24 protein-coding genes are annotated in these 21,674 nt (G+C 70.7%); 11 read left to right on the top strand and 13 right to left on the bottom strand.

The annotated features are described in order from the left end of the window. Positions 1-4: 4 nt before the first annotated feature. A complete protein-coding gene (locus ACQP00_RS51700) occupies positions 5-637 on the bottom strand; it encodes a hypothetical protein (protein ID WP_433212051.1) in 633 nt (210 codons plus the stop codon). 234 nt (positions 638-871) lie between these two features. Next, entirely contained in the window at positions 872-1,825 is a 954-nt protein-coding gene (locus tag ACQP00_RS51695) for a TolB family protein (protein WP_433212049.1), read from the bottom strand. A gap of 169 nt (positions 1,826-1,994) precedes the next feature. On the opposite strand from ACQP00_RS51695, the gene fabG reads away from it, so the two are divergent. Genes fabG through ACQP00_RS51680 form a run of 3 tightly spaced genes read left to right on the top strand, consistent with a single transcriptional unit; the run spans position 1,995 to position 4,985 of the window. Beyond that, entirely contained in the window at positions 1,995-2,759 is a 765-nt protein-coding gene (gene fabG, locus ACQP00_RS51690; protein WP_433212047.1) for a 3-oxoacyl-ACP reductase FabG, read from the top strand. A 10-nt stretch (positions 2,760-2,769) separates the two neighbouring features. After that, the gene (locus tag ACQP00_RS51685) at positions 2,770-3,939 is read left to right on the top strand and encodes an acyl-CoA dehydrogenase family protein (protein WP_433212045.1); all 1,170 of its coding nucleotides are present in this window, start codon (positions 2,770-2,772) and stop codon (positions 3,937-3,939) included. Next, on the top strand, positions 3,936-4,985 hold the full coding sequence (locus ACQP00_RS51680; protein ID WP_433212043.1) for an acyl-CoA dehydrogenase family protein: 1,050 nt from the start codon (positions 3,936-3,938) through the stop codon (positions 4,983-4,985). Before ACQP00_RS51685 ends, ACQP00_RS51680 begins: the two co-directional genes overlap by 4 nt. On the opposite strand, the gene ACQP00_RS51675 is transcribed toward ACQP00_RS51680, so the two are convergent. The 4 genes from ACQP00_RS51675 to ACQP00_RS51660 form a co-directional block, all read right to left on the bottom strand. Next, entirely contained in the window at positions 4,982-5,437 is a 456-nt protein-coding gene (locus ACQP00_RS51675) for a MaoC family dehydratase (RefSeq protein WP_433053673.1), read from the bottom strand. The genes ACQP00_RS51680 and ACQP00_RS51675 overlap by 4 nt on opposite strands. 62 nt (positions 5,438-5,499) lie before the next feature. Beyond that, positions 5,500-8,670, bottom strand: a complete 3,171-nt coding sequence (locus tag ACQP00_RS51670) for a S8 family serine peptidase (RefSeq protein WP_433212041.1) — start codon at positions 8,668-8,670, stop codon at positions 5,500-5,502. A 334-nt stretch (positions 8,671-9,004) separates the two neighbouring features. After that, positions 9,005-9,943 (bottom strand): mechanosensitive ion channel family protein, encoded by a 939-nt coding sequence (locus tag ACQP00_RS51665; protein ID WP_433212039.1) that lies wholly within the window; start codon positions 9,941-9,943, stop codon positions 9,005-9,007. Between the two features lie 48 nt (positions 9,944-9,991). After that, the gene (locus ACQP00_RS51660) at positions 9,992-10,171 is read right to left on the bottom strand and encodes a hypothetical protein (protein WP_433212037.1); all 180 of its coding nucleotides are present in this window, start codon (positions 10,169-10,171) and stop codon (positions 9,992-9,994) included. Between the two features lie 42 nt (positions 10,172-10,213). Here ACQP00_RS51660 and ACQP00_RS51655 point away from each other — a divergent pair, with 42 nt between their 5' ends. Continuing rightward, positions 10,214-10,900, top strand: a complete 687-nt coding sequence (locus ACQP00_RS51655) for an HAD family hydrolase (RefSeq protein ID WP_433212035.1) — start codon at positions 10,214-10,216, stop codon at positions 10,898-10,900. Positions 10,901-10,909: 9 nt separating this feature from the next. Here the strand turns inward: ACQP00_RS51655 and ACQP00_RS51650 are convergent, their stop codons facing one another. The 4 genes from ACQP00_RS51650 to ACQP00_RS51635 form a co-directional block, all read right to left on the bottom strand. Further along, a complete protein-coding gene (locus ACQP00_RS51650; RefSeq protein WP_433212033.1) occupies positions 10,910-11,596 on the bottom strand; it encodes a hypothetical protein in 687 nt (228 codons plus the stop codon). Between the two features lie 149 nt (positions 11,597-11,745). Continuing rightward, complete coding sequence (locus ACQP00_RS51645) at positions 11,746-12,189, bottom strand: hypothetical protein (protein WP_433212031.1); 444 nt, start codon at positions 12,187-12,189, stop codon at positions 11,746-11,748. 95 nt (positions 12,190-12,284) lie between these two features. Continuing rightward, complete coding sequence (locus tag ACQP00_RS51640; protein WP_433212029.1) at positions 12,285-13,253, bottom strand: cobalamin B12-binding domain-containing protein; 969 nt, start codon at positions 13,251-13,253, stop codon at positions 12,285-12,287. Beyond that, positions 13,250-14,467, bottom strand: a complete 1,218-nt coding sequence (locus ACQP00_RS51635; protein ID WP_433212027.1) for a PP2C family protein-serine/threonine phosphatase — start codon at positions 14,465-14,467, stop codon at positions 13,250-13,252. Before ACQP00_RS51635 ends, ACQP00_RS51640 begins: the two co-directional genes overlap by 4 nt. 108 nt (positions 14,468-14,575) lie before the next feature. Between ACQP00_RS51635 and ACQP00_RS51630 the strand changes: the two genes are divergently transcribed. Beyond that, a complete protein-coding gene (locus tag ACQP00_RS51630; RefSeq protein ID WP_433212025.1) occupies positions 14,576-14,917 on the top strand; it encodes an STAS domain-containing protein in 342 nt (113 codons plus the stop codon). Here ACQP00_RS51630 and ACQP00_RS51625 read toward each other — a convergent pair. Further along, positions 14,907-15,290 carry an ATP-binding protein gene (locus ACQP00_RS51625; protein WP_433212023.1) on the bottom strand — a complete coding sequence of 128 codons (384 nt, stop codon included), beginning with the start codon at positions 15,288-15,290 and terminating at the stop codon, positions 14,907-14,909. The two genes, ACQP00_RS51630 and ACQP00_RS51625, sit on opposite strands and share 11 nt — an antisense overlap. Before the next feature lie 107 nt (positions 15,291-15,397). Here ACQP00_RS51625 and ACQP00_RS51620 point away from each other — a divergent pair, with 107 nt between their 5' ends. Beyond that, positions 15,398-15,763, top strand: coding sequence for a TraR/DksA family transcriptional regulator (locus tag ACQP00_RS51620; RefSeq protein WP_433212021.1), 366 nt, complete (start codon positions 15,398-15,400; stop codon positions 15,761-15,763). Here ACQP00_RS51620 and ACQP00_RS51615 read toward each other — a convergent pair. Then, positions 15,713-15,934, bottom strand: coding sequence for a hypothetical protein (locus ACQP00_RS51615; RefSeq protein ID WP_433212019.1), 222 nt, complete (start codon positions 15,932-15,934; stop codon positions 15,713-15,715). The two genes, ACQP00_RS51620 and ACQP00_RS51615, sit on opposite strands and share 51 nt — an antisense overlap. A gap of 95 nt (positions 15,935-16,029) precedes the next feature. On the opposite strand from ACQP00_RS51615, the gene ACQP00_RS51610 reads away from it, so the two are divergent. The 5 genes from ACQP00_RS51610 to ACQP00_RS51590 all read left to right on the top strand — a co-directional run bounded on the left by ACQP00_RS51610 (position 16,030) and on the right by ACQP00_RS51590 (position 21,387). Next, positions 16,030-18,633 (top strand): ATP-binding response regulator, encoded by a 2,604-nt coding sequence (locus ACQP00_RS51610; RefSeq protein WP_433212016.1) that lies wholly within the window; start codon positions 16,030-16,032, stop codon positions 18,631-18,633. A gap of 150 nt (positions 18,634-18,783) precedes the next feature. Further along, a complete protein-coding gene (locus ACQP00_RS51605; RefSeq protein WP_433212013.1) occupies positions 18,784-19,158 on the top strand; it encodes a response regulator in 375 nt (124 codons plus the stop codon). A gap of 110 nt (positions 19,159-19,268) precedes the next feature. After that, positions 19,269-20,906, top strand: coding sequence for a sodium:solute symporter family protein (locus ACQP00_RS51600; protein WP_433224330.1), 1,638 nt, complete (start codon positions 19,269-19,271; stop codon positions 20,904-20,906). Between the two features lie 15 nt (positions 20,907-20,921). Further along, on the top strand, positions 20,922-21,197 hold the full coding sequence (locus ACQP00_RS51595) for a hypothetical protein (protein WP_433212010.1): 276 nt from the start codon (positions 20,922-20,924) through the stop codon (positions 21,195-21,197). Between the two features lie 46 nt (positions 21,198-21,243). Further along, positions 21,244-21,387, top strand: a complete 144-nt coding sequence (locus tag ACQP00_RS51590) for a hypothetical protein (protein ID WP_433212007.1) — start codon at positions 21,244-21,246, stop codon at positions 21,385-21,387. Here ACQP00_RS51590 and ACQP00_RS51585 read toward each other — a convergent pair. Continuing rightward, on the bottom strand, positions 21,365-21,673 hold the full coding sequence (locus tag ACQP00_RS51585) for a hypothetical protein (RefSeq protein ID WP_433212004.1): 309 nt from the start codon (positions 21,671-21,673) through the stop codon (positions 21,365-21,367). The genes ACQP00_RS51590 and ACQP00_RS51585 overlap by 23 nt on opposite strands. Position 21,674 lies beyond the last annotated feature (1 nt).

The following is a 21,674-nucleotide window of genomic DNA, read 5'->3' as shown; positions in this document are numbered from 1 at the left end:
GTCCTCATTGTCGTCGCCGGATCTTCGTTACCGCCGCCCGAGCGATCGACTCGGTCTCGCCCCGGTCCACGCCGGGCTGCCCAAAATGCACAATCGTGCAGGTCAGACCCCCGACGCCGAGTTGCACGAGATACCCGCTCAAAGCAAAAGCGTCGTCTCCGGTACCGCCCTGAGCCGACATCCGAAACACCCGCTCGCTGTCGCCCACCCTCGGAAAGTCCCCGACCGTCTCCACGCGCACACTCGTCGTGGCCCCATCGCCATCGGTGTCCGTGAAGGTCTGACACTTCGCGGCCAGGGTGTCCAGGCTCTTGACGGCGGCGAGGCTCTCGGCCAGGAACGGCCCGGTGGCGCCGGCCTCGAACCGCGCCTCGGTCGGCCCGCCGCCCCGGAACAGGTCGAGCAGCGCCTCGCAGCCCTCGACGCTCGGGGAGCTGGCCGCGCTGACCTCGGGGGTGGCGTCGGGCGGGCTGGTCGCGTACCCCTCGGGCAGGTCCTCGACGGCGAGCAGCACGTCCCCGGTCGGGTGGGCCGCGGCCGCGCTCGGGCTGGTCGTGGGCTTCGCGTCGCTGCCGCAGGCGCCGAGCATGACTGCTGCCGCGCACAGCGTGACGGCGGGCAACGACCGGTGGCTCATATGGGCCATCATGCGCCGTTACGCCGTCGGGATAACGAAAAATGCGGATAACTCATGACGCTGGCGCGTCACGACTTATCCGCATTTTTCGGGTATGGGAGGTTTCGCAGATCGCGCCGCGGAGCGGGCGCGCTTCGGGCTCCGCGCCGCAGAGCGGGGCGCGCTTCGAGCTCCGCGCCGCAGAGCGGGGCGCGCTTCGAGCTTCGCGCCGCAGAGCCGCGGCCGCGTGCGGAGTTACGGCGCGACAGTGGGCTGCGAGCCCTGGTGCAGCGGCGTGCGCTTGCCGGTGGTCAGGTTGACCGCGGTGACCCAGGAGTGCCCGTTCAGCGCGCCCGTCAGCACGGCCGTCGAGGTGCCGGTGTAGACCAGCTCGCGGTCGTCCGCCTTGCCGATCGCGTGGCGGCCGGAGCCGTCGGTGTTCGCCTCGGTGACCGCGACCGCGGTGCCGTCGGCCGCGTACGTCGTCCAGGCGACCTTCTTGCCGTCCGCCCGCCAGGCCGGGACCACGCCGAAGCCGCTGGTGCCGTTGCCGCCGCCGCCGTACACGTCGATGGCGCGCTCGCGGCCGGTGGTGACGGTACCGATGCTGAGGCAGTTGTCGGCGATGCTCTCGCACTCGCCGCCGCGGAAGGCGATCTGGGTGCCGTCCGGGGACCAGGCCACGGCGTCGTCGGTGCGCAGGCGGTCGACCAGGTTGGCGGCCGGAGCGTCCGTGGACTCGGTGGCGGCGACCTGCGGCAGCTCCTGGTCGCGGCAGGAGGCCGGGAAGAGCGCCTCGGTGGTGCCGCCGCCGGCGGCGACGCGGAAGACGCCCGGGCCGCCGGTGCAGGACAGCGCGGCGAACGCGATCGACCGGCCGTCGGGCGACCAGGCCGGGCCGCCGGCCGGGCGGTCGCTGACCTGGTGCTTGCCGGCGCCGTCGGCGTTCATGACCCAGACCGTGCCGTCGTGCAGGTAGGCCAGCTTGGTGCCGTCCGGGGAGAACCGCGGGCGGGCGTTGAGCGCGTCCTCGGTCAGCCGGACCTCGGTGGCGCCCGTGCTGCTGTAGATGTTGCCGGCCCGGACGTAGGCGACGGACTCGCTCGGCGCGGCCGCGTGAGCTGCGGTCCCGCTCAGGATGCCGGCCATGCCGGCCATGCCGGTCAGACCCGTGATCGTGAGCGCCTTGGCGATCGTCTTGCCGTTCATCCTTGCCCCCCGCTGTGCTGTCTCATCCGTGTGACGCTGAGACCATCGGCGCAACCGTGCCGCACCTGAACGAATCCCGGGCCGGAACTTGGGATTTTCAGCCGTGCAAAAACATGCACTCATAGTGCATACTTTTCGAGACCCCGTCTCACGCGCGAGGATCGTTGTTGTGACCACTACTGACCTGAACCGCGTCGCCATCGTCACCGGCGCGGCCCGCGGCATCGGAGCCGCCACCGCCATCCGCCTCGCCGCCGACGGGCACGCCGTCGCCGTCCTGGACCTCGACGAGAACGCCTGCAAGGACACCGTCGAGCAGATCACCGGCGCCGGTGGGCGCGCGCTCGCCGTCGGCGCCGACGTCGCCGACGCCGAGCAGGTCGCCGCGGCCGTCGAGCGCACCGCGGCCGAGCTCGGGCCGCCGGTCGTGCTGGTGAACAACGCCGGGGTCATCCGCGACAACCTGCTGTTCAAGATGACCGACGGCGACTGGGACACCGTCATCGGCGTACACCTGCGGGGTGCCTTCCTCATGACCCGCGCGGCCCAGGTGCACATGACCGCGGCCAAGTTCGGCCGGATCGTGAACCTTTCCTCCTCGTCCGCGCTGGGTAACCGGGGTCAGGTGAACTACTCCGCGGCCAAGGCCGGACTCCAGGGCTTCACGAAGACCCTCGCGATCGAGCTGGGGCCGTTCGGGGTGACCGCCAACGCCGTGGCGCCCGGGTTCATCGCCACCGACATGACCGCCGCGACCGCGGCCCGCATGAAGATCGACTTCGAGACGTTCCAGAAGGGCGCGGCCGAGCAGATCCCGGTCCGCCGGGTCGGCAAGCCCGACGACATCGCCCACACCATCTCGTTCCTGGTCAGCGACGGCGCCGGGTTCGTCTCCGGCCAGGTGATCTACGTGGCCGGCGGGCCACTGAACTAAGGAGCTGCGTTTGAGTACCGCGGATCTCGCTCGCGAATTCCTGGCGGGTCACGATCCCGCTCGCACTGACCCGCTGGAATTCCTGCGGGCGCGGTTCGATGCGGGGCTGGCATGGGTGCCGTACCCGCCGGGGCTGGGCGGCCTCGGCCTGCCCCGCGCCGAGCAGCCGGCCGTCGACCAGGTCTTCGCCGACGCCGGCGCGCCCGACAACAACCCGCGCCGCATCGGCATCGGGCTGGGCATGGCCGCCCCGACCATCCTCCGGCACGGCACCGACGAGCAGCGGCAGCGCTGGCTGCGGCCGCTGTGGACCGGCGAGGAGGTGTGGTGCCAGCTGTTCAGCGAGCCCGGCGCCGGCTCCGACCTCGCCGGCCTCGGCACCCGCGCGGTCCGCGACGGCGAGGACTGGGTCGTCGACGGGCAGAAGGTCTGGACGTCGATGGCGCACGAGGCCCGCTGGGCGATCCTCATCGCGCGCACCGATCCGGCGCTGCCGAAACACCAGGGCCTCACGTACTTCGTGCTGGACATGACGGCACCGGGCGTCGAAGTGCGGCCGCTGCGCCAGATCACCGGCGAGGCGGAGTTCAACGAGGTCTTCATCAGCGGCGTCCGGATCCCCGACACCGATCGCCTCGGCGCGGTCGGCGAGGGGTGGGCGGTCGCGCAGACGACCCTGATGAACGAGCGCGTCTCGATCGGCGGGCAGGCCATCCCGCGCGAGGGCGGCGCGATCGGCATCGTGGCCGACCTGTGGCGCGAGCGCCCGGAGGTCCGCTCGCCCGGCCTGCACGACGCCCTCATGCGGCTGTGGGTCGACGCCGAGGCGGCCCGGCTGACCGGGGTGCGGTTGCGCCAGCAGCTCGCGGCCGGCCAGCCCGGTCCGGAGGGCTCGGCCTCGAAGCTGCTCTTCGCGCGGCTCAACCAGGAGATCTCGGCGCTGGAGCTGGACCTGCTGGGCGAGGAGGGCCTGCGGCACGACGAGTGGACGCTGCGCCGGCCGACGCTGGTGGACTTCGCCGGGCGTACCGCCGGCTACCGCTACCTGCGCGCCAAGGGCAACTCGATCGAGGGCGGCACCTCGGAGATCCTGCGCAACATCGTGGCCGAGCGGGTCCTGGGGCTGCCGCAGGAGCAGCGCGCGGACAAGGACGTGGCGTGGAAGGACCTGCCGAAATGACCGACCTGTTGTACTCCGAGGTCGAGGAGGAGCTCCGCGCGTCGGTCCGCTCCCTGCTCGCCGACCGCACCGACCTGTCCCGCCTGGAGGGCCCGGAGCCCGTCGACCTGAAGCTGTGGCGGCGGCTGGCGGCCGACCTGGGCTGCGCGGGCCTGCCGATCCCCGAGTCCGCGGGCGGCGCCGGCGCGAGCTGGCGCGAGACGGCCGTGGTCATGGAGGAGCTCGGCCGCTTCGCCGCGCCGGTGCCGTTCCTGGGCAGCGCGGTGCTGGCCACGGCGGCCCTGCCGGCGGACGATCCGCTGCTGGCCGAGCTGGCCGCGGGCACCCGCAGCGCGACCCTGGCCGTGCCGCTGTCGTCCACCGGCGTTCTCCAGTGGACGGTCACCGCGGCGGACGGTGCGCTGTCGGGCGCCGTGACGACCGTGGCCGATGCGCTGACGGCGGACGTCGTACTGGTACCGACGGCGGCTGGTTTGTTCGCGGTTGAGGCAGCGGACGTCGACCGGACGGCGGTGGTCTCGCTGGACCTCACCCGGCCGGTCGCCGACCTCGCGTTCGACGGTGCGGCCGGCCGGCTCGTGGCGGCGGACGCGGGTCCGCTGGTCGGGCGGGCGCTCGTGGCCGGGGCCGCGCTGCTCGCCTCCGAGCAGCTGGGGATCGCCGAGTGGTGCCTGGCGACGACGGTCGAATACGGCAAGACCCGCCGGCAGTTCGCCCGGCAGATCGGCTCGTACCAGGCGATCAAGCACCGGCTGGCCGACCTGTGGGTCGCGGTCACGCAGGCCCGGGCGGTGGCCCGCTATGCGGCCGACTGCCTGGCCAACGACGACCCGGACCTGCCCGTGGCGGCGTCCCTGGCCCAGGCGTTCTGTTCCCCGGTCGCGGTCAAGGCGGCCGAGGAGTGCGTGCAGCTGCACGGCGGGATCGGGTTCACCTGGGAACACCCCGCGCATTGGTACCTCAAGCGGGCCCGCGCCAACGCGGTCGCCCTGGGCTCGGCGACGCAGCACCGAGCCCGTCTGGCCGAACTGGCCAACCTGCTTTAGATCAGGAGACGCGTGAGGGATTCGGCGACACAGACCGGCTTGTCGCCGCCCTCACGCTCGATCGTGACCCGGTTCTTGAGCTGCACCCAGCCCTCGCCCTTGTCGTCGGCGACGAGCAGCTCCACGCCCGCCCGCACCTTCGAGCCGGTCGGCAGCGGGGCGGGAAAGCGGACCAGGTCGAGGCCGTAGTTAATGCCCATGCGGATGCCTTCCACGCGGTACACCTGGGAAACCAGCGTCGGCAGCAGGGAGAGCGTCAGGAAGCCGTGGGCGATCGTGGTGCCGAACGGGCCGGCCTTGGCGCGCTCTGGGTCCACGTGAATCCACTGGTGGTCGCCGGTCGCGTCGGCGAAGAGGTTCACCCGCTCCTGCGTGACCTCCTGCCACTCGCTGTAGCCGAGGTGCTCGCCCACCGAGGCCAGCAGTTCGCCCGCGCTTGCAAAGGTCCGCATGTCCTCGATACTCAAACGGTCGGCCCCCGTTGTGCAAGGGGACCGGCCGCTTTGTGAGAAGGTCAGGTGCCGATGCGGTTGAGCTTCGGGCTCACCTTGATGGTGCTCTTGACGACCGTCGTGCCCGGCACCGCCGGGGACACGACCGAGGTGGTCACCTCGCCGTTACCGGGCAGGAGACCGAACACCGTCACCGTGTAGGACAGCGACGCGCCGGGCACCGGATCGGAGCTCACCACGCGCAGGTCCTCGGTCGGCAGGGTGTTCAGGGGCAGGCCCTGTCCGCCCGTGCCGGTCACGTTCTCGGCCCCCACGACCATGTTCTGCCCGGCGGGCAGGGTGGTGATGGTGGCCGGGTCGTACGCGAAGACGATGTCCTGCACCCCGTTCACGCCGATCCAGACCTGGAAGTGGCGTGCGTTGAGGGTCCCGAAGTCGTTGACGCTCCACTCGACCACGAGCCAGGTGTCGACACCGTCGGTCAGCGTCGCCACCTGCAGGCCCTTCGCGCCCGTGCCGTCCAGGTCGGTCCAGAACGGTGCGAGCACGTTGTTCGGCTTCGCCGGGTCCGGGATCGGGGTGATGCTGCAGCAGTTGTTGTTCTCCCTGCTGTCGTCACTGCCCGGATACAGGTACCCGTTGGAGTCGATGGTCACCGCGCTGTACGTCACGCCGTTGTAGACGTAGCTCGGCACATTGAACGTCGTCAGGTCCTCGTCGCCGATGGGCGTCGGGGTGATCCCGAACAGATCGAGCGGGAGGTAGCCGGCGATGGTGCCCGGCGTCAGCGACGGCGTGCCCGGGACCGCACCGGCGAGCGGTGCGCCCTTCTTCTCCACCTTGAACGGGTTGACCACCTTGGCGTTGCTGGCCCCGGCGACCGGGAGGTTCAGCGACGTCGTGGTGGTGAAGTCGGCCGTGGTGTCGTTGAAGGTGCCGTTGGTCGCGGTGACCGTGCACTTGCTGGTCTGCAGCAGGCCGATCTCGCTCGGCGTGCAGGCCTGGGTGACCTGGACGTCGCCCTGCTTGGGCACGAACGCGACCGGGAGGTGCAGCGTCGGCACTCCGCCGGTGACCGGCACGAGCCGGACCTCGCCGAAGTACTGGCCTTGCGTGGCGTTGGACTTGATCGTGATGCTGATCTGCTGGCTCTTGCCGGCGCCGACCGAGAACAGGGCCGGCGTGGCCGTGATGGACGAGCCGCTGGGCGACGTCGTCTCAACGCGGTACACGAGGGTCTTGTTCGTGACGTTCTTCGCCGTGCGGACGGCGGTGAGCTTGCCCGGCATGACCGGCGCGTTCACCGACGGCAGGTTGATCTGCACCGCGTTGACCGGGTCGTTGCCCAGGGCGAACATCCGGTCGGCCGTCTCGTCGAACGTCAGGCCGGGGTTCGCGGCCAGGTTGACCTGGACGCGACCGGCACCGAGGTCGAACGGGTCGGCCGGGGTGACCCCGTCCTCCTTGAGCACCTTCGTCGTCGCCGTGGTCATCAGCGAGGACTTGATCTGACCCGGGGTGAAGCCCGGGTGCAGCGCCTTCTCCAGGATCGCGGAGCCGGCGATGTGCGGGGAGGACATCGAGGTGCCGGCGATCGCCTGGTAGTACTGCCCGGGCGGGCCGACGGCGACGTCGTCGGGGGTCGGCGTGTTGCCGGCCAGGATCTGCGTGCCCGGCGCGGTGATGTCGGGCTTGATGAAGTTGCCACCCGGGCCGCGCGACGAGAAGCTCGCCATGACGTCGGAGGGCTGGGTGCCCTTCTCGCCCTGCGTGAAGCTCGCCGTGACGTTCGGGTGCGCGTTGACGTAGTTCAGGAACGGCACGCCGTCGGCCAGGTGCACCGTCGGCAGCCAGTGGCTGTCGCTCAGCGTCTCGGCCGCCGGGTTGTTGTACAGGATCATGCCGGCCGCGCCGCCGGCCTTGACCGTGACGCCCTTGAGGACCCGGTTGGGTCCGCGCTGGCAGGCCACGATCTTGCCGTCGAACAGGCCCGCCGGGACGGGCTTGATGCACAGCGCGTCGCTGTACGGGGCGGCCGAGGCCAGCACCACCGGAAGCGGGCTGGAGATGCCGGGGGTGATCGAAGTGCCGGTCAGCGTCGTCGACGAGCCGTCCGAGGAGCGGACCGTCAGCGTGCTGTTGAACGAGCGCTTCTGGGTCGACGCGGCCACCGTGGTCACCCACGGCGACAGGTGGTCGGACGTGCTCGCACCCGGGCCGCTGTTGCCGGCCGAGGCGGCGACGAACACGCCGGCCTTGTACGCGTCGAAGAACGCCAGCTCCACGATGTCGGTGTACGGGCTCGCGCCACCCGAGATCGAGAAGTTGATGACGTTCACGCCGTCCTTGATCGCCTGCTGGACCGCGGCGGCCGAGTCGGTGCCGTAGCAGCCGGTGGCGCCGCAGACCTTGTAGACCGAGACCCACGCCCCGGGCGCGATGCCGTTGATCGGCCCGCGCTCGATGTCGAAGATCTTGGCCGACGCGACCGGGTCACCGGCGGCCGTCGACGCGGTGTGCGTGCCGTGGCCGTCGGAGTCACGGGCGGTGTACCCGTAGACCTCCATCGGCTGCAGCGCGTTGTAGGTGTCCAGGAAGCCCTGGCCCCCGATGAGCTTCTTGTTGCAGACGAACGGGTCGGCCGCGGGGGTCAGCGGGTTGTCGCCGAAGTTGCACGCGCGCGGCGTGCCGTCGGTCTTGGCCGGCGGGCTGCCGAGGTTGCCGTTGTCGGCGAACGACGGGTGCTCCGGCCACACGCCGCTGTCCAGCGAGCCGAAGATCACGCCCTTGCCGGCGTTGGGGGCCCCGCCCAGCTGCGGGTAGACCTTGTCCGCGCCGATGAAGGCCGGCGAGGAGTCGGTCTGCGGCTGCCGGGCCGTGTCGGACTGGACCGCCACGACGTTGTCGAGGGCCAGAATCGCGCCGATCTTGTTGGCGGGCACCATGAGTGCGATGCCGCCGTAGACCGTGCGCAGCTTCTGGCCGATCTTGGCGTCTGGGACCTGCATCTTGAGGTCGGCGAGGAACTTGTCCTCGATTCCCGCGATTCGGTTCTCGTACCGCTTTTCATCGGCGCTGCCGGACAGCGCCTTCCCCGTTACGGATGGACTCGTGGCGGCATATCCGGCAATATCGCCGGAATACGTCGCGGTGGCGTCGTAGTCGAGCTTGACCGCGACCGGCACCTTGGCCGTGTCGGAGCGGTTGAGCAGGGACGGGTCGGTCTTGGCCATGCGACTCGTCGGCGATTTCGCCCCCGAGGACTGCTTGGCCGGTTTGAGGCTTTCGACGGCCTTCAGGCTGCCTGCCGGGATTGGTGCCGCTGCGCTCGGATTCGCCCATGCGATCACGAGCATCGGTGGAACGAGTGCGGTCGCCACCGCGGCGTGCACCCATCTCCGTCGGCCCATCGTGCCCCCCTCTCGCTGGTGGAGGTGATGCCTCAACATGCCAGCTTCAGGGCGCCCGGGAAAGGGGGGATCACACCGCGGCAGCGAATTGTGAAGTTTGAATAGGGCAATGACGAGGGTCGGTCCGAATTGGCTATTCGGCGGCCTTTTTCGGCATTTATGGGCGTCGTTCGTCCTCGTCCGGCGGCGGGTTGATCACCACCGTGTCGTCGCGCTGCTGCGGGACCTGCGGGTGGTGCGGGGCCGGCACCTGGGGAACGACCATGGTCGGCGCGTCGACGAGCCCGGGAATGGGGCCGGGGGTCGGCGGGACGATCCGGGCCTGGGCGGCCTCTTCCTCCAGCCGGGCGCGCTGCACGGCGGCCTGGCGGGCCTCCTCCTCGCGGCGCTCCTGGACCTCGCGCTCCTCGCGGCGGGTGGCGGCCGCGGCCTGGAGGCGGGTCGAGACCTCGGGGGCCTCCTGCTCGAGCCGGCCGAGCCAGCCCTCCCAGCGCTGCTGCATCGGGCGGACGAGGCCGCCGCCGACGCCCACGATGAGGATGCCGGCCACCGTGGCCAGGACGGCGATGAGGACCGGGGTGGTGACGGTGGTGGCGATGCCGATCTGGTTGAGCGCGGCGATCAGGCCGAGGCCGAGGATGAACCAGTACGCGACGGTGGCGAGCGCCCGGCCGTAGGTCAGACCGCCGAGGGCGCCGGTGACGAGGTCCCGCACGCCGGCCGCGATGGCCGCGGCGACCACCACGATCACGATCGCGACGACGGCCCGGGGCAGCCAGCGGACCACGGCGTCGATGAGTTCCGAGACCGGGTTGGGGCCCCACACGCCGAACGCGATCTGGAGGGTGAAGAGGAGGAGCGCGTAGTACACGAGCTTGGCGAGCAGGTCGCTGGCGTCGAGCTTGCCGTGGGCCAGGGTTCTGCCGAGCCCGCCGCGCTCGGTCAGCCTGTGAAAACCGACCCGATCAAGCAGCTTGTGTACCGCCGTGCGGGCAAGCGTTGCGATGAGCCATCCGACGAGCAGGATGACGACGAACAGCAGGAAGGACGGGACGAACCGTACGATGTCGCCCAGGGCGTCGCGGACTGACTCCATGCCCCCAGGACATGCCCCGATTCAGGCGTGTTTATGCATCACTCCCTGTTATTCGTCCATGCCCGCCAGGCCGCGGGGGCTTTCCGGCTCGCGGGCGTGTTCGGGCCCGCCGGCCAGCTGTTCGGCCAGCGTGGGGCTGCAGTGCTCGGTGGCGAAGTCGCCGAGGTCGTCCGCCTCGAAGCCCGGAAACGGCTCCGCGACGGCGACCGGGCGATCGGGCTCGGTCATGGATCCAGTGATACCCCGGCCGTGGTGGGTATCACCCCGGACATGACCAAACCCGTGACCGGTGTGCTCTTTGATGTGGACGGCACCCTCGTCGACAGCGTGTACCTGCACGCCGTCGCCTGGTGGCAGGCGCTGCGTCAGCACGACCACGACGTGCCCATGGCCCGCATCCACCGCGCGATCGGCATGGGCTCCGACAAAATCCTCGACGAGCTGCTCGGCTCGGACCATGACCCGTCCGCCGACGACGAGATCCGGGCCGCGCACTCGGCCCTCTACGCGCCGCACTGGACCGCCCTGCGCCCGCTGCCGGGCGCGCGCAAGCTCCTGGACACCTGCGCCGAGCGGGGCCTGAAGGTCGTCCTGGCCACGTCGGCCTCGCACCCGGAGCTCGACGCCCTGCTGCGCTGCCTCGACGCCGACTCGTCCCTGACCGCCGTGACGAGCGCGGACGACGCCTCGGAGAGCAAGCCGGCCCCGGACATCCTGGAGGTGGCCCTGTCCCGCTCCGGCCTGTCGGCGGACGAGACGGTCTTCGTGGGCGACTCGGTCTGGGACGTACACGCGGCGGGCAAGCTGTCGATCCCGTGCATCGGGCTCACCTCGGGCGGCTTGTGCGCGGCCGAGCTGCTGGACCACGGGGCGGCGGCCATTTACGCGGACCCGCAGGATCTCCTCGATCACCTGGACGAGGCGCTCACCACGGCCTTCCGGATGGCGCTGGCCTGAGAAAGGCGATCACGGTGGGTTTCCGGCCAAGAGCGGCGGAGCAGGTCGAGCTGCGAGAACCCGGGTCACCCGGCTGTCCGCCTCGACCCACCGGCGGCTGGTGGGGCAGATCCAGTCGGCGACCCGCAATGACGTTTGGAACAGGCTGCCCAAGGGCCGATTGAACATCGGCTCGTGATGGGCCATCCGATTCCGAGCCTCATGCAGCGAACCGACGGCATCGAAGACGAGGGTGCGCCGCCGGCGAGGAAATGCCTTGTGAAGGCATGGGTGCCACAGCCGGCGGTCGTACCTGCGCGCGAGAAGGAACTGCCAGAAACCGAGATTGAGTTCAGCGACGACACGACCAGGCGTTTCCGGCCGGCGGTCACGTACGGCGCGAGACCTTGCCTTGGCGATGTCATCGAGAGCTTCGACGTCCAGGAACCCGTTCGGAAGCGTTGAAGAGACAGGATTCAGGTACCAGCACGGTTCGCCGAAAGTTCGGACCGACCAGTCCTCGAGTTGGTGGTGCAGGGCGTTTCGCAACAACACTTCAACGTGGCCGATGGTTGTCGAAAGGGCTGCCGTAATCTCTGCGTTCCATCGGTACAGCTCAAGTGCTGCCTGCAGGTCGCCGCCGCACGCGCCTTTGTACGGGCCAAGCCGCTCAGGTGAGAGCCGCTGTTCGAGCACCGTCAGCTCTGCCGCTCGCATGCCCGTCTCCCAGTCGTGGCCAAAGCACGCTATATTGGACTACGAAGACCCCGGTCCGCCTCTGCCCGCGAGGGCATGCCGCCGGGGTTTTGCTTTGCGGTCCAACGGCTGCGCTCCCAATCGTAGAGACCGACGATTGGGAGCGCAACTTAGTTCTGCTCGACCTGGGCGCGCAGCTCGTAAAGGGGCTTACCGCTCGGTACATGCACGTAGCCCCAGCCGTTGATCGTCGTGCCGGTCTGCTCCGCGAGTGCTCGTGACGGGGTGGAGAACAATCTTCCGTCGGCCAGCCGTACCCAACCGTGAGCCGTGACGGTTGCCTCGTGAACCATGCGCCTTCTTGGCTGTTCGTGTCGCAGAACATCGCCAGGGGCGATGAGTCCAGCCTTGATCAAAGGTGACAGAGCTCCCTTGCGGCGCAGCACCCGCGGTCGAGCGACAGTCGCGGCTTCGAGTCGCTTCGGTGACTCCTCCGACCCTCCGCCAAGGAGGAGTCGACGCAGCACGTCGTTCGGCGTGTCGACCAACGGCTCGCAGTGCTGCTGCAGGAAGGCGAACACCTCGTCGTCGACCTCGATGGTGCGTCCCGCCATCCCAGCCTCCAAGGTTCCCGATCGTCAGATCGTTACGATACAGGTCAGATCGGAGATTGGGAGATTTGCGAAGTCGGTGGTACCGCGCGAAGCGGTCAGCGCAGGGTCGCCAGGTGGCGGGCGGCCTCCGGGAGTGGCTCGCCGACCGTCGTGCGCAGGGCGGACCACAGCGCCGCCACCGCGGTCGCCGGGGCGCCGCGGGCCGCGTACAGGTCGGTGAGCCAGTCGTTCGCCTCGCGCACGAGTCGGGAGTCGTCGGTCAGCAGCGCCGCCGACAGGGAGTGCAGGGCGTGGTCCAGCGCGTCGTCGGCCAGGTCGGTTTCGCTGTGGTCCGGGCCGATCACCGAAGCCCAGCGCCGGCGGGTCTGGTCGCGGAGCTCGGCGAAGCGCGCCGTCAGCTCGGCGTGTTCGTCCAGGCCGGCCCGGCGGCGCGCGAAGGGCGCGGGCGGTGGGGTGATCGACTCCAGGGCCTTGATCGCCGTGCGGGCGTCCGGGGCCCAGGCCGTCGCGCCCAGGGCCATGGCGCGGGTGTCGTCGCTGCCGAAGGCGCCGCCGCCGACCAGGACCGGGAGGCCCACCTCGCGGGAGGCGTCGATCATGCGGCGGGCGGCGGGGAGGGCGGCCGCCACCGAGCAGGAGATGGCCACCGCGTCCGCGTCGACGTCGTCCAGGAAGCGGGCGAACTGGGCCGGGGAGGTCGAGGCGCCCAGGAACGTGGTGCGCCAGCCGGCCTCCTGCAGGGCGAAGCCCACCAGCCGGGCCGGCAGGCCGTGCCACTCGCGCTCGGCGCAGGCCAGCACGACGTGGCCGCGGGGCGGGTCGGGCTGCGGCAGGCGGGTGCCCAGGGCGACGGCGACCGACTCGCTGATCGCCGTGGCCGCGTGCTCGTGGGCCACCGTCCACTCGCCCGTGGCCCAGCGGTGGCCGACCTGCTCCTGGGCCGGGGCGACCACGTCGAGGAGGACGTCGACCGGGCTCCGGCCGGCGTCGACGAGGTCGGTGCACAGCCTGAGGGCCGCTGAGCCGTCGCGGTCTGCGAGGCACTGGAAGTACAAGTGGATCATGTGGCTCTGCATGCCAGCACGGCCAGGTCGTCGCGCTGGGCGGCGCCGGTTCCTTCGACGACGGCGATTTCCACCGCCTCGACCAGGGCCTCGACGTGCGCCTCGGCGTACTGCGACAGCAGCGCGACCAGGCGCTTGGTGCCGCGTCGGACGCTGCGCTCGCCGGCCTCGGTGACGCCGTCGGTGTACAGGACCAGGGTCTCGCCGGCCGCCAGCTCGACCGTCGCCGGCTCGTAGGCCACGTCCTCGACCAGGCCGGCCGCCATGCCGCGCACGGCGATCGGGGTGACCGAGCCGTCCGGGCGCAGGAGCAGCGGCGGCGGGTGGCCGGCCGAGGCGAGCTCGACGCGCAGGCCGGTCGCGGTGGGCGTGACGTGGCCGTAGACGGCGGTGACGTACCGGCCCGAGGTCGTCCCGGTGAGCATCGCGTTCAGCGCGCCGAGCACGGCCGCCGGCGCGGGGGCGACGGCCGAGGCGCCGCGGACCGTGTGCCGGGCCTGGCCGGTGACGACGGCGGCCTCGACGCCCTTGCCGGAGACGTCGCCGAGGGTGAACGACCAGCTGTCGTCGCGGCCCCAGACGTCGTAGAAGTCGCCGCCGATCTCGGCGTCGCCGGCCGCCGGGCGGTAGCGGGCCGCGAGGTCGACGCCCCGCAGCTTGGGCAACTCCGGCGGGCGGAGGCTGTTCTGCAGGACGGAGGCGACGTGCGAGCGCTCGGTGTACCGGCGGGCGGCGTCGACGGCGAGCGCGATGCGCACCGCGAGCTCCTCGGCCAGCTCGATGTCCTCGATGTCGAAGCCGGCGCCGGCCCGGCGGGCCAGCGTCAGGGTGCCGAACGTGCTGCCCCGGGCGGTCAGCGGCACGCCGAGCACGTCGGCCGGGCGCAGCGCGGAGACCTGGTCGCGCATGGCGTCGTCCGGGACCAGCGCGCGGAGGCCGTCCGCGGCCGCGTTGTCCAGGGCGACGTGCAGCAGCTCGGGCCGGCCGGTGACCAGCAGGCGGCTCTGGCCGGGCGGGGTGGCGTGCCGGGCCGAGACGGGGACGCCGCCGTCGAGCAGCGACGTATACGTGGCCTCGCCCCGGCTCACGATCATCAGCTGGGCCCAGTCGGCCAGCTCGGGCACGCAGGCGGCGAGGGACCGCCTGATCGTGTGCACCAGGTTCAGCGACCCGGACACCGCCCTACCGGCTTCGACCAGGTACGCAGCTCGCATCAGTCGAGTGTTCCGCGCGGTTTGCACAGAGGCAACCTGCGTGAGCGTTTGAACTCCACCGATTGGGTACCCCACACTGTTGACCAGTGAGTCAGGAAAGGAAGCCCGGTGGTAGAAGACGAGGCGATCTGGGAGCTGGAAACGCGCCGGCACGACGGCCGTGCGCACCTGGTGCTGACGGGGGAGCTCGATCTGGACTCGGCTCCGAGCCTGCTCACGGCGGTCGTCGCCGAGCTGGACTCGGGCGCCGACGAGGTCGTGGTGGATCTCACAGAGCTGTCGTTCATCGACTCCAGCGGCCTCGGCACGCTGGTCGGATGCTGGCGGCGCGCGAAGAACGTCGGCGCGCGGCTGGTGGTGGCCAACCCGAACGAGGACGTCCGGGTCACGCTGGAGATCACCGGGCTGGATCAGATCCTGCCGATCACGAACGAGCCGGTCAGCAACTGACCTTCGGCGCGATCTCCGCCCATACGGTCTTGCCGCCCTGATGGGGCCGCACGCCCCAGGTCAGGGCGAGGCTGTCGACGATCTGCATGCCCCGGCCCGACGTGCTGGTCAGGTTGTCGATCTCGGCGATGCGGGGGACCTGCTCGCTGCAGTCGCCCACCTCGATCACGATCGTCTCGCCCCGGCGCAGCAGGCGCAGGACGGCCGGCGGCAGCCCGTGCCGCAGCGCGTTGGCGACGAGCTCGTGCCCGACCATGACCGCGCCGCGGGTGAGGTGGGGCATGTTCCAGGCCTCGAGAGCCTGGGTGATCACGCGGCGCGCCCGGCGGGCCTGACCCGCGGGCACGTCGACCTGGATCGAATCGCCCTCCACGGTGTTCATGGTGCCCTGTGCCGGTCGCAAAAAACAGTCAGGTTTGCGCCGCCACTCGGATGGGCAACCCCGGAGTCACGTATTCGCCGTAGAGCCGGGGGGCCCGAATGACGCTCGTTTACCCAGAGACCCGCACCCAGGACATCCGCACCGCCCTGCAGGAGCGGCGGGACGAGCTGGAGGCGGAGTACACCGCCGCGGTCGCCGAGTCGACCCTCGCCGGTGTCGTCGACTCCGGCGACGACGTGGCTGACCTCGGCACCAAGGCCTTCAACCGCGAGCAGGAGTTCGCGCTCGCGCTGTCCCTGCGCACCCGCCTGGACCAGGTGGAGCGGGCGCTGGACCGCCTGGACGCCGGACACTACGGCACGTGCGAGACCTGCTCCGGGGAGATCCCGGTGGCCCGGCTGGCGGCGTTCCCGTCAGTCACGCTCTGCGTCTCCTGCAAGAGCCGCAGCGAGTCCCGTTACTAGCGTCAAGGCACGCTCGGCGGCGCTCTGGAGATGGGGGAGGTACTCCGGCGCGCCGCCGCTGCCGGCCAGGTCCTCGGCCAGGAAGGTCGTGTAGTTCAGGACCGCGCCGAGGACGTTGGACAGGTCGTGGGTGGCCGTGGCGACGGTGGCACGCAGCTCTTCCTCGCTCATCCGGCCCCCCGCCTCGCTCTGTCTGACTAAAGTGAGTCCCGTTCGCGAACGTAACGGGGCGTAGTCATATGGTAACTCTTGTCACAGCTGTCCTGGTGGCGGCCGTGTTCTTGCGGGCGCTCGGGGCCTGGTTCCGGGCCCGCGACCCGCTGCAGCTCGACGTCGCCCTGCTGTTCCTGCCGACCCTGGCCGTGTGCGTCAACGCCGCCGTGCGCGAGCACTCGCAGCGGCCGGTGCCCGTCGCGGCCAGCGCCCTGGCGACCGCGCTGCTGCTCATCCAGCCGTACCTCACGCTGCGCCTCGCCGCCCGCCTCGGCCGGGTCCCGCGCTGGCTGGACGTCTCGCTCCTGGTGCTCCTGCTCGGCAGCATCGCCGCGACCACGGTGGCCCCGCGCCCGCTGAGCCTGGCGTACCTCGGCCTGATCACGGCCACGTTCACGGTCACGGAGGCGATCGCCGGCACCATGCTGCTGCGGGTCAGCCGGCGCCGCTCCGGGGCCGGACGGACGCGCCTGCGCCTGGCCGCCGCGGCCACCTACCTGTACCCGGTGATGATGCTGATGCTGTTCACTGCGGCCGGGCGGTACCCGGGCCAGCAGGTCTGGTGGCAGCCGGCCGGGCGGGTCGTCGGGCTGGTCGCCGCCGTGCTGTACCTGCTCGCGTTCGTCCCGCCCGGGTTCCTGCGCCGGATGATGTCGGCGACGGTCTGGTACGAGGCGACCGAGGACCTCCAGCGGCTCCCGGCCGACGTGGGCACGGGCCAGGTGTGGCGGCGCTTCGCGCACGTCGTGCACGACACCACCGGTACCGACGCGGTCCTGGTCCTGGATTCGGGCCTCGGGCGGCTGGCCGCGGTCTGCCGCTCCGGCACGCACCTGCCGCACGAGCGCATCGACTTCGACGTGGACCGGCTCCTCACCGCGCGGCAGCCGGTCCGCCTCGCCAAGGACCACCCGCTTGCCCTGGCCACCGGCACCCGGCTGGTCACCGCGCTGGCCCTGCCGGGGGTGGGCACGGTGCTGCTGCTGGACCGCTACCGCGCGCTGTTCAGCCACGACGACCTGCGCCTCACGACCGTGCTCGGCGGCCAGGCCAAGGTGCTCGCCGAGCGCAGCGCCGTGCTGGCCGAGCAGCGCCAGCTCGCGGCCGCCCTGGCCGAGTCGGTCGACGCGCTCACCCACGCCAGCCAGGCCAAGAGCGACTTCCTGGCCGGCATGAGCCACGAGCTGCGCACCCCGCTCAACGCGATCATCGGCTTCAGCGACCTCATGCGCGCCGAGCACCCCGACGGCGACCGGCGCAGCGTCCCGGCCGAGTGGGTCGACCACGTGCACAGCAGTGGCCGGCACCTGCTCGGGCTGATCAACGACATCCTGGACCTGGCCAAGGTCGAGTCCGGCCGGCTGGAGCTCACTCCGGAGCCGATCGCGCTCGACGCGGCCGTGGGCGAGGTGATCACCACCCTGCGCCCCCTCACCGATCGCAAGGGCCTGCAGGTGTACCTCGATGTGCCGCCGACCGCCGCGGTGTCCGCCGACCCGCTGCGCCTGCGCCAGATCCTCGACAACCTGCTGTCCAACGCGATCAAGTTCACCCCGGACGGCGGGCTGATCGCGATCACCGCCTCGCCCGGCGTCGACACGGTGGCGATCACGGTCGCCGACAGCGGCATCGGCATCGCGCCCGAGGACCAGGAGCGGGTCTTCGAGGAGTTCCAGCAGCTCGGGACCGCGGCGCAGCGCCGGGCCGGCACCGGGCTGGGCCTGGCGCTCACCCGCCGGCTCGTCGAGGCGCACGGCGGGGAGATCGGGCTGGAGTCCGAGCCGGGGATCGGGAGCCGGTTCACGGTCCGGCTGCCCGCCGCCGAGCTGCCCCGGCCCGAGGTCGCCGCGGAGGCCGCGCCCGGCCCCGTCCGTGGGCGGGTGCTCGTGATCGACGACGACGCGCGGGCCGCCAAGCTGCTCGAGGCCTACCTCGCCGGGGCCGGCTACCAGGTCCGCACCGCGTCCAGCGGCGAGGCCGGGCTGTCGCTGGCCGGCGAGTGGCGCCCGGACGCGATCCTGCTCGACGTGATCATGCCCGGCCTCGACGGCTGGGACGTGATCCGCCTGCTCAAGCACGACGAGGCGCTGCGGGGCATCCCGGTCTTCTTCGCCACGATCGTCGACGACAAGCGGGCCGGCCTGGCCCTCGGCGCGGCCGACTTCTTCGTCAAGCCGGTCGACCACGACGCCCTCCTGGCCCAGCTGGCCCGGCACATCGCGCCCAATCAAGATCAAGAGCCGGCTTCGGTACTGGTTGTCGACCGCGACGACACCACCCGCGCAGTGGTCGAGCAGCGCCTCACCGATGCCGGAATCAACGTCGTGACCTGCGACGACGGCGCGGAGGGGCTGCGGCTGTCCCGCGACCGGCGCTTCGACCTGATCATCTGCGACCTGCAGATGCCGGGCGTGGACGGGTTCGCGCTGCTTGCCGGGCTCGAGCGGGAGCCGTCGACGCAGGGCATTCCGGTGCTGGCGCTCACCGAGCCGGATCTCTCCGACGCCGATCGCCTGCGGCTGAGCGGGAAGGTGATCGGCACGGTACCGCGGGGTTCGGCCGCCGACGGGGTGCGCGAGTGGATCGACCTGGCCGCCGTCACCGACTCCCGCGCCGGCTCGGCCGCTGCGGCCCGGCCCGAGGGGGCGGCGCGATGAACCGGGTTTCGGCCGCCGTCGCCGACTTCTGCGCTGATTTCTGCGGCGAGGTCCGGTCCGAGGGGGCGGCGCGATGAACCGGGTTTCGGCCGCCGTCGCCGACTTCTGCGCTGATTGCTGCGGCGAGGTCCGGTTCGAGGGGGCGGCGCGATGAGTCGTGTGTTGCTTGTCGAGGACGAGGAGCTCAACCGGGTCCTCGTGCGGGCCATTCTGGCGCGGGCGGACGCACCGGCAGTACGAGATGCGGATCTTCTTGAAGCCGGCTCGCTCGCCGACGCCCGGTCGGCGCTGGCCGGCCACGACGTCGACCTGGTGCTGCTGGATGTCAACCTGCCCGACGGCAACGGCCTGGAGTTGGCGGCCGAGCTGCGGGACGAGCCCGGGCGCCCGACCGTGATCGCGCTGACCGCGAGCGTCCTGCCGCACGAGCGGGCCGCGGCGATCGAGGCGGGGTGCGATGCCTTCCTGGACAAACCGTACGCCGCCGCTGATCTGGTGCAAATCCTCGCAAGTCGCTTAGGTTGATAATCGTGGTTTGATCCTCGGCCTTTGCTGGGTAGGAGCCTCGACGCTCCACTCGTACCGGCAAAGGGGAGGAACGGGTGCAGACTCTCGCCGATGGGCTGCGCCTGCAGATGGACGCATTGGACTACGTCCTGCTGGCGCTCTATTTCATCACCGTCCTGGGGGTGGGCCTCGCCGCCCGCCGCTCCATCCGCAACAGCGAGGACTTCTTCCTGTCCGGCCGTTCGCTCCCCGCCTGGGTGACCGGCCTCGCCTTCGTCTCGGCCAACCTGGGCGCCCTGGAGATCCTGGGCATGGCCGCGAACGGTGCCAAGTACGGGCTGATGACCTTGCACTACTACTGGATCGGCGCCGTGCCGGCCATGGTGTTCCTGGGCATCGTGATGATGCCCTTCTACTACGGCTCGAAGGTGCGCAGCGTCCCGGAGTACATGCGCCGGCGCTTCAACCGCCCCGCCCACCTGCTCAACGCGCTGTCGTTCGCGCTGGCCCAGGTGCTGATCGCGGGCGTCAACCTGTACGCCCTCGCCCTCATCATGCAGGCGCTGCTCGGCTGGCCGCTGTGGGTCGCGATCATCGTCGGGGCCGCGATCGTCCTCGTGTACATCACGCTGGGCGGCCTCTCCAGCGCCATCTACAACGAGGTGCTGCAGTTCTTCGTGATCATCGCGGGCCTCCTGCCCATCGCCATCGTCGGCCTGGTCAAGCTGGGCGGCATCGACGGGCTCTTCGACGCGGTGCGCAACAGCACCAAGCTCGGCGACGCCGGCCTGCACACCTGGTCGAACACCGGCGGCACCGACAACCCGCTGGGCGCCGCCTGGTGGGGCATCGTCTTCGGGCTCGGGTTCGTGCTCTCCTTCGGCTACTGGACGACCAACTTCGCCGAGGTGCAGCGCGGTCTGTCGGCCCGCAACATGAGCGCGGCGCGGCGGACGCCGATCATCGCGGCGTACCCGAAGCTGCTCATCCCGTTCGTCACGGTCATCCCCGGCCTGGTCGCCCTGGTGACCGTCAAGGGACTCGGCGCGGACACGGGCGATCTGCAGTACAACAACGCCGTCCCGCTGCTCATGCGCGAATTCCTGCCCAACGGCGTGCTCGGCATCGCCGTCACCGGCCTGCTGGCGTCGTTCATGGCGGGCATGGCGGCCAACGTGTCCGGCTTCAACACGGTGTTCACCTACGACATCTGGCAGGAGTACGTCGCCAAGGACAAGCCGGACGGCTACTACCTGCGGATCGGCCGGATCATCACGGTCGTCGGCGTCGTGATCGGCATCGGCACCGCGTTCATCGCCTCGGGCTACAGCAACATCATGGATTACATCCAGGCGCTGTTCGCCCTGTTCAACGCGCCACTGTTCGCCGCCTTCATCATCGGCATGTTCTGGAAGCGGATGTCGGCCTGGGCCGGCTTCTGGGGGCTGCTGCTGGGGACGCTGGCCGCGTTCCTGACGTACGCCGGGTACAAGTGGTTCGGCTGGTTCACCTTCGGCTCGGACCTCGACGAGTCCTTCTGGGGCGCCGGCATCGCCTTCGTCACCGTCATGATCGTGGCGATCGTCGTGACGCCGCTGACCCGGCCCAAGGAGGACGCGGAGCTCGACGGGCTCGTGTTCGGCGTGGGCAAGCACGACCTGCGCGCGGACGCGATCGCCGGGGACACCGCCTGGTACCGCTCGCCGGTGCTGCTGGGCACGGGGGCGCTCGTGCTGGCCTTCGCTTTCTACCTGCCGTTCCTGTAGGCCCTGGAGGTTCTCATGAGTGACCAAGAGCAGAAGGCGGACACCGCTCGGGCGGCTCGGCTCTTCGACGTCCGGCGGGTGATCGGCGGGCTCTTCACGGTGTACGGCGTGATCGTGACGATCCTGGGGATCTTCGACTCGCAGGAGGAGATCGACAAGGCGGCGGGGGTGCGGATCAACCTGTGGATCGGGTTGGGGATGCTCGTGCTGGGGCTGCTGTTCCTGTTGTGGCAGTGGCTGCGGCCGGCGGAGGCGCCGTCCTCGCCGGACAGTTCGCCCGCTGACGAGTAGGTTTCGGGACTGCTATTCGCGGCTGCGGCGCTGCAGACTGCTCGGCATGGAAATCGTGCTGGCGGATGTGGCGCCGCCGCCGTCTGTGGCTCCTACCTCGGCTCTGGTTGTGATCGGGCTGGGGTGTTTGGTGTTTCTGGCCGCTTTGGCGGTGCTGATCGTCTGGCTTATCCGACGGCGATCCCGATGAGCAGCGACGCTGCGTTTGCTCCTACGGTGACGGCGGCTAGTAGGGTTTTGTCGGCTTTTATGGCGATTATGAGTGCGACCGCTTCGATCGCCGTCGCTGCTGCCTCCGCCAGCCAGAGTTGGCCTGGATGGTGGCTCAGGTACAGCCAGAGGGCCGGATGGGTGGCGAGGTTGACGGCGACGCCGAGCGCTGCGGCTTTTGCCGGTTTTGCGAGCTTGAGCGCCACCAGCGCGGCCGTGTACAGCGGGACCTCGACCGCCAGGGTCAGCAGCAGGGCGCGGAGCACG

Origin of the sequence: Dactylosporangium sp. CS-047395, assembly GCF_050942185.1 — a bacterium.
Classification (GTDB): Bacteria; Actinomycetota; Actinomycetes; order Mycobacteriales; family Micromonosporaceae; genus Dactylosporangium.
This window is presented reverse-complemented; position numbering and strand designations above follow the sequence as displayed.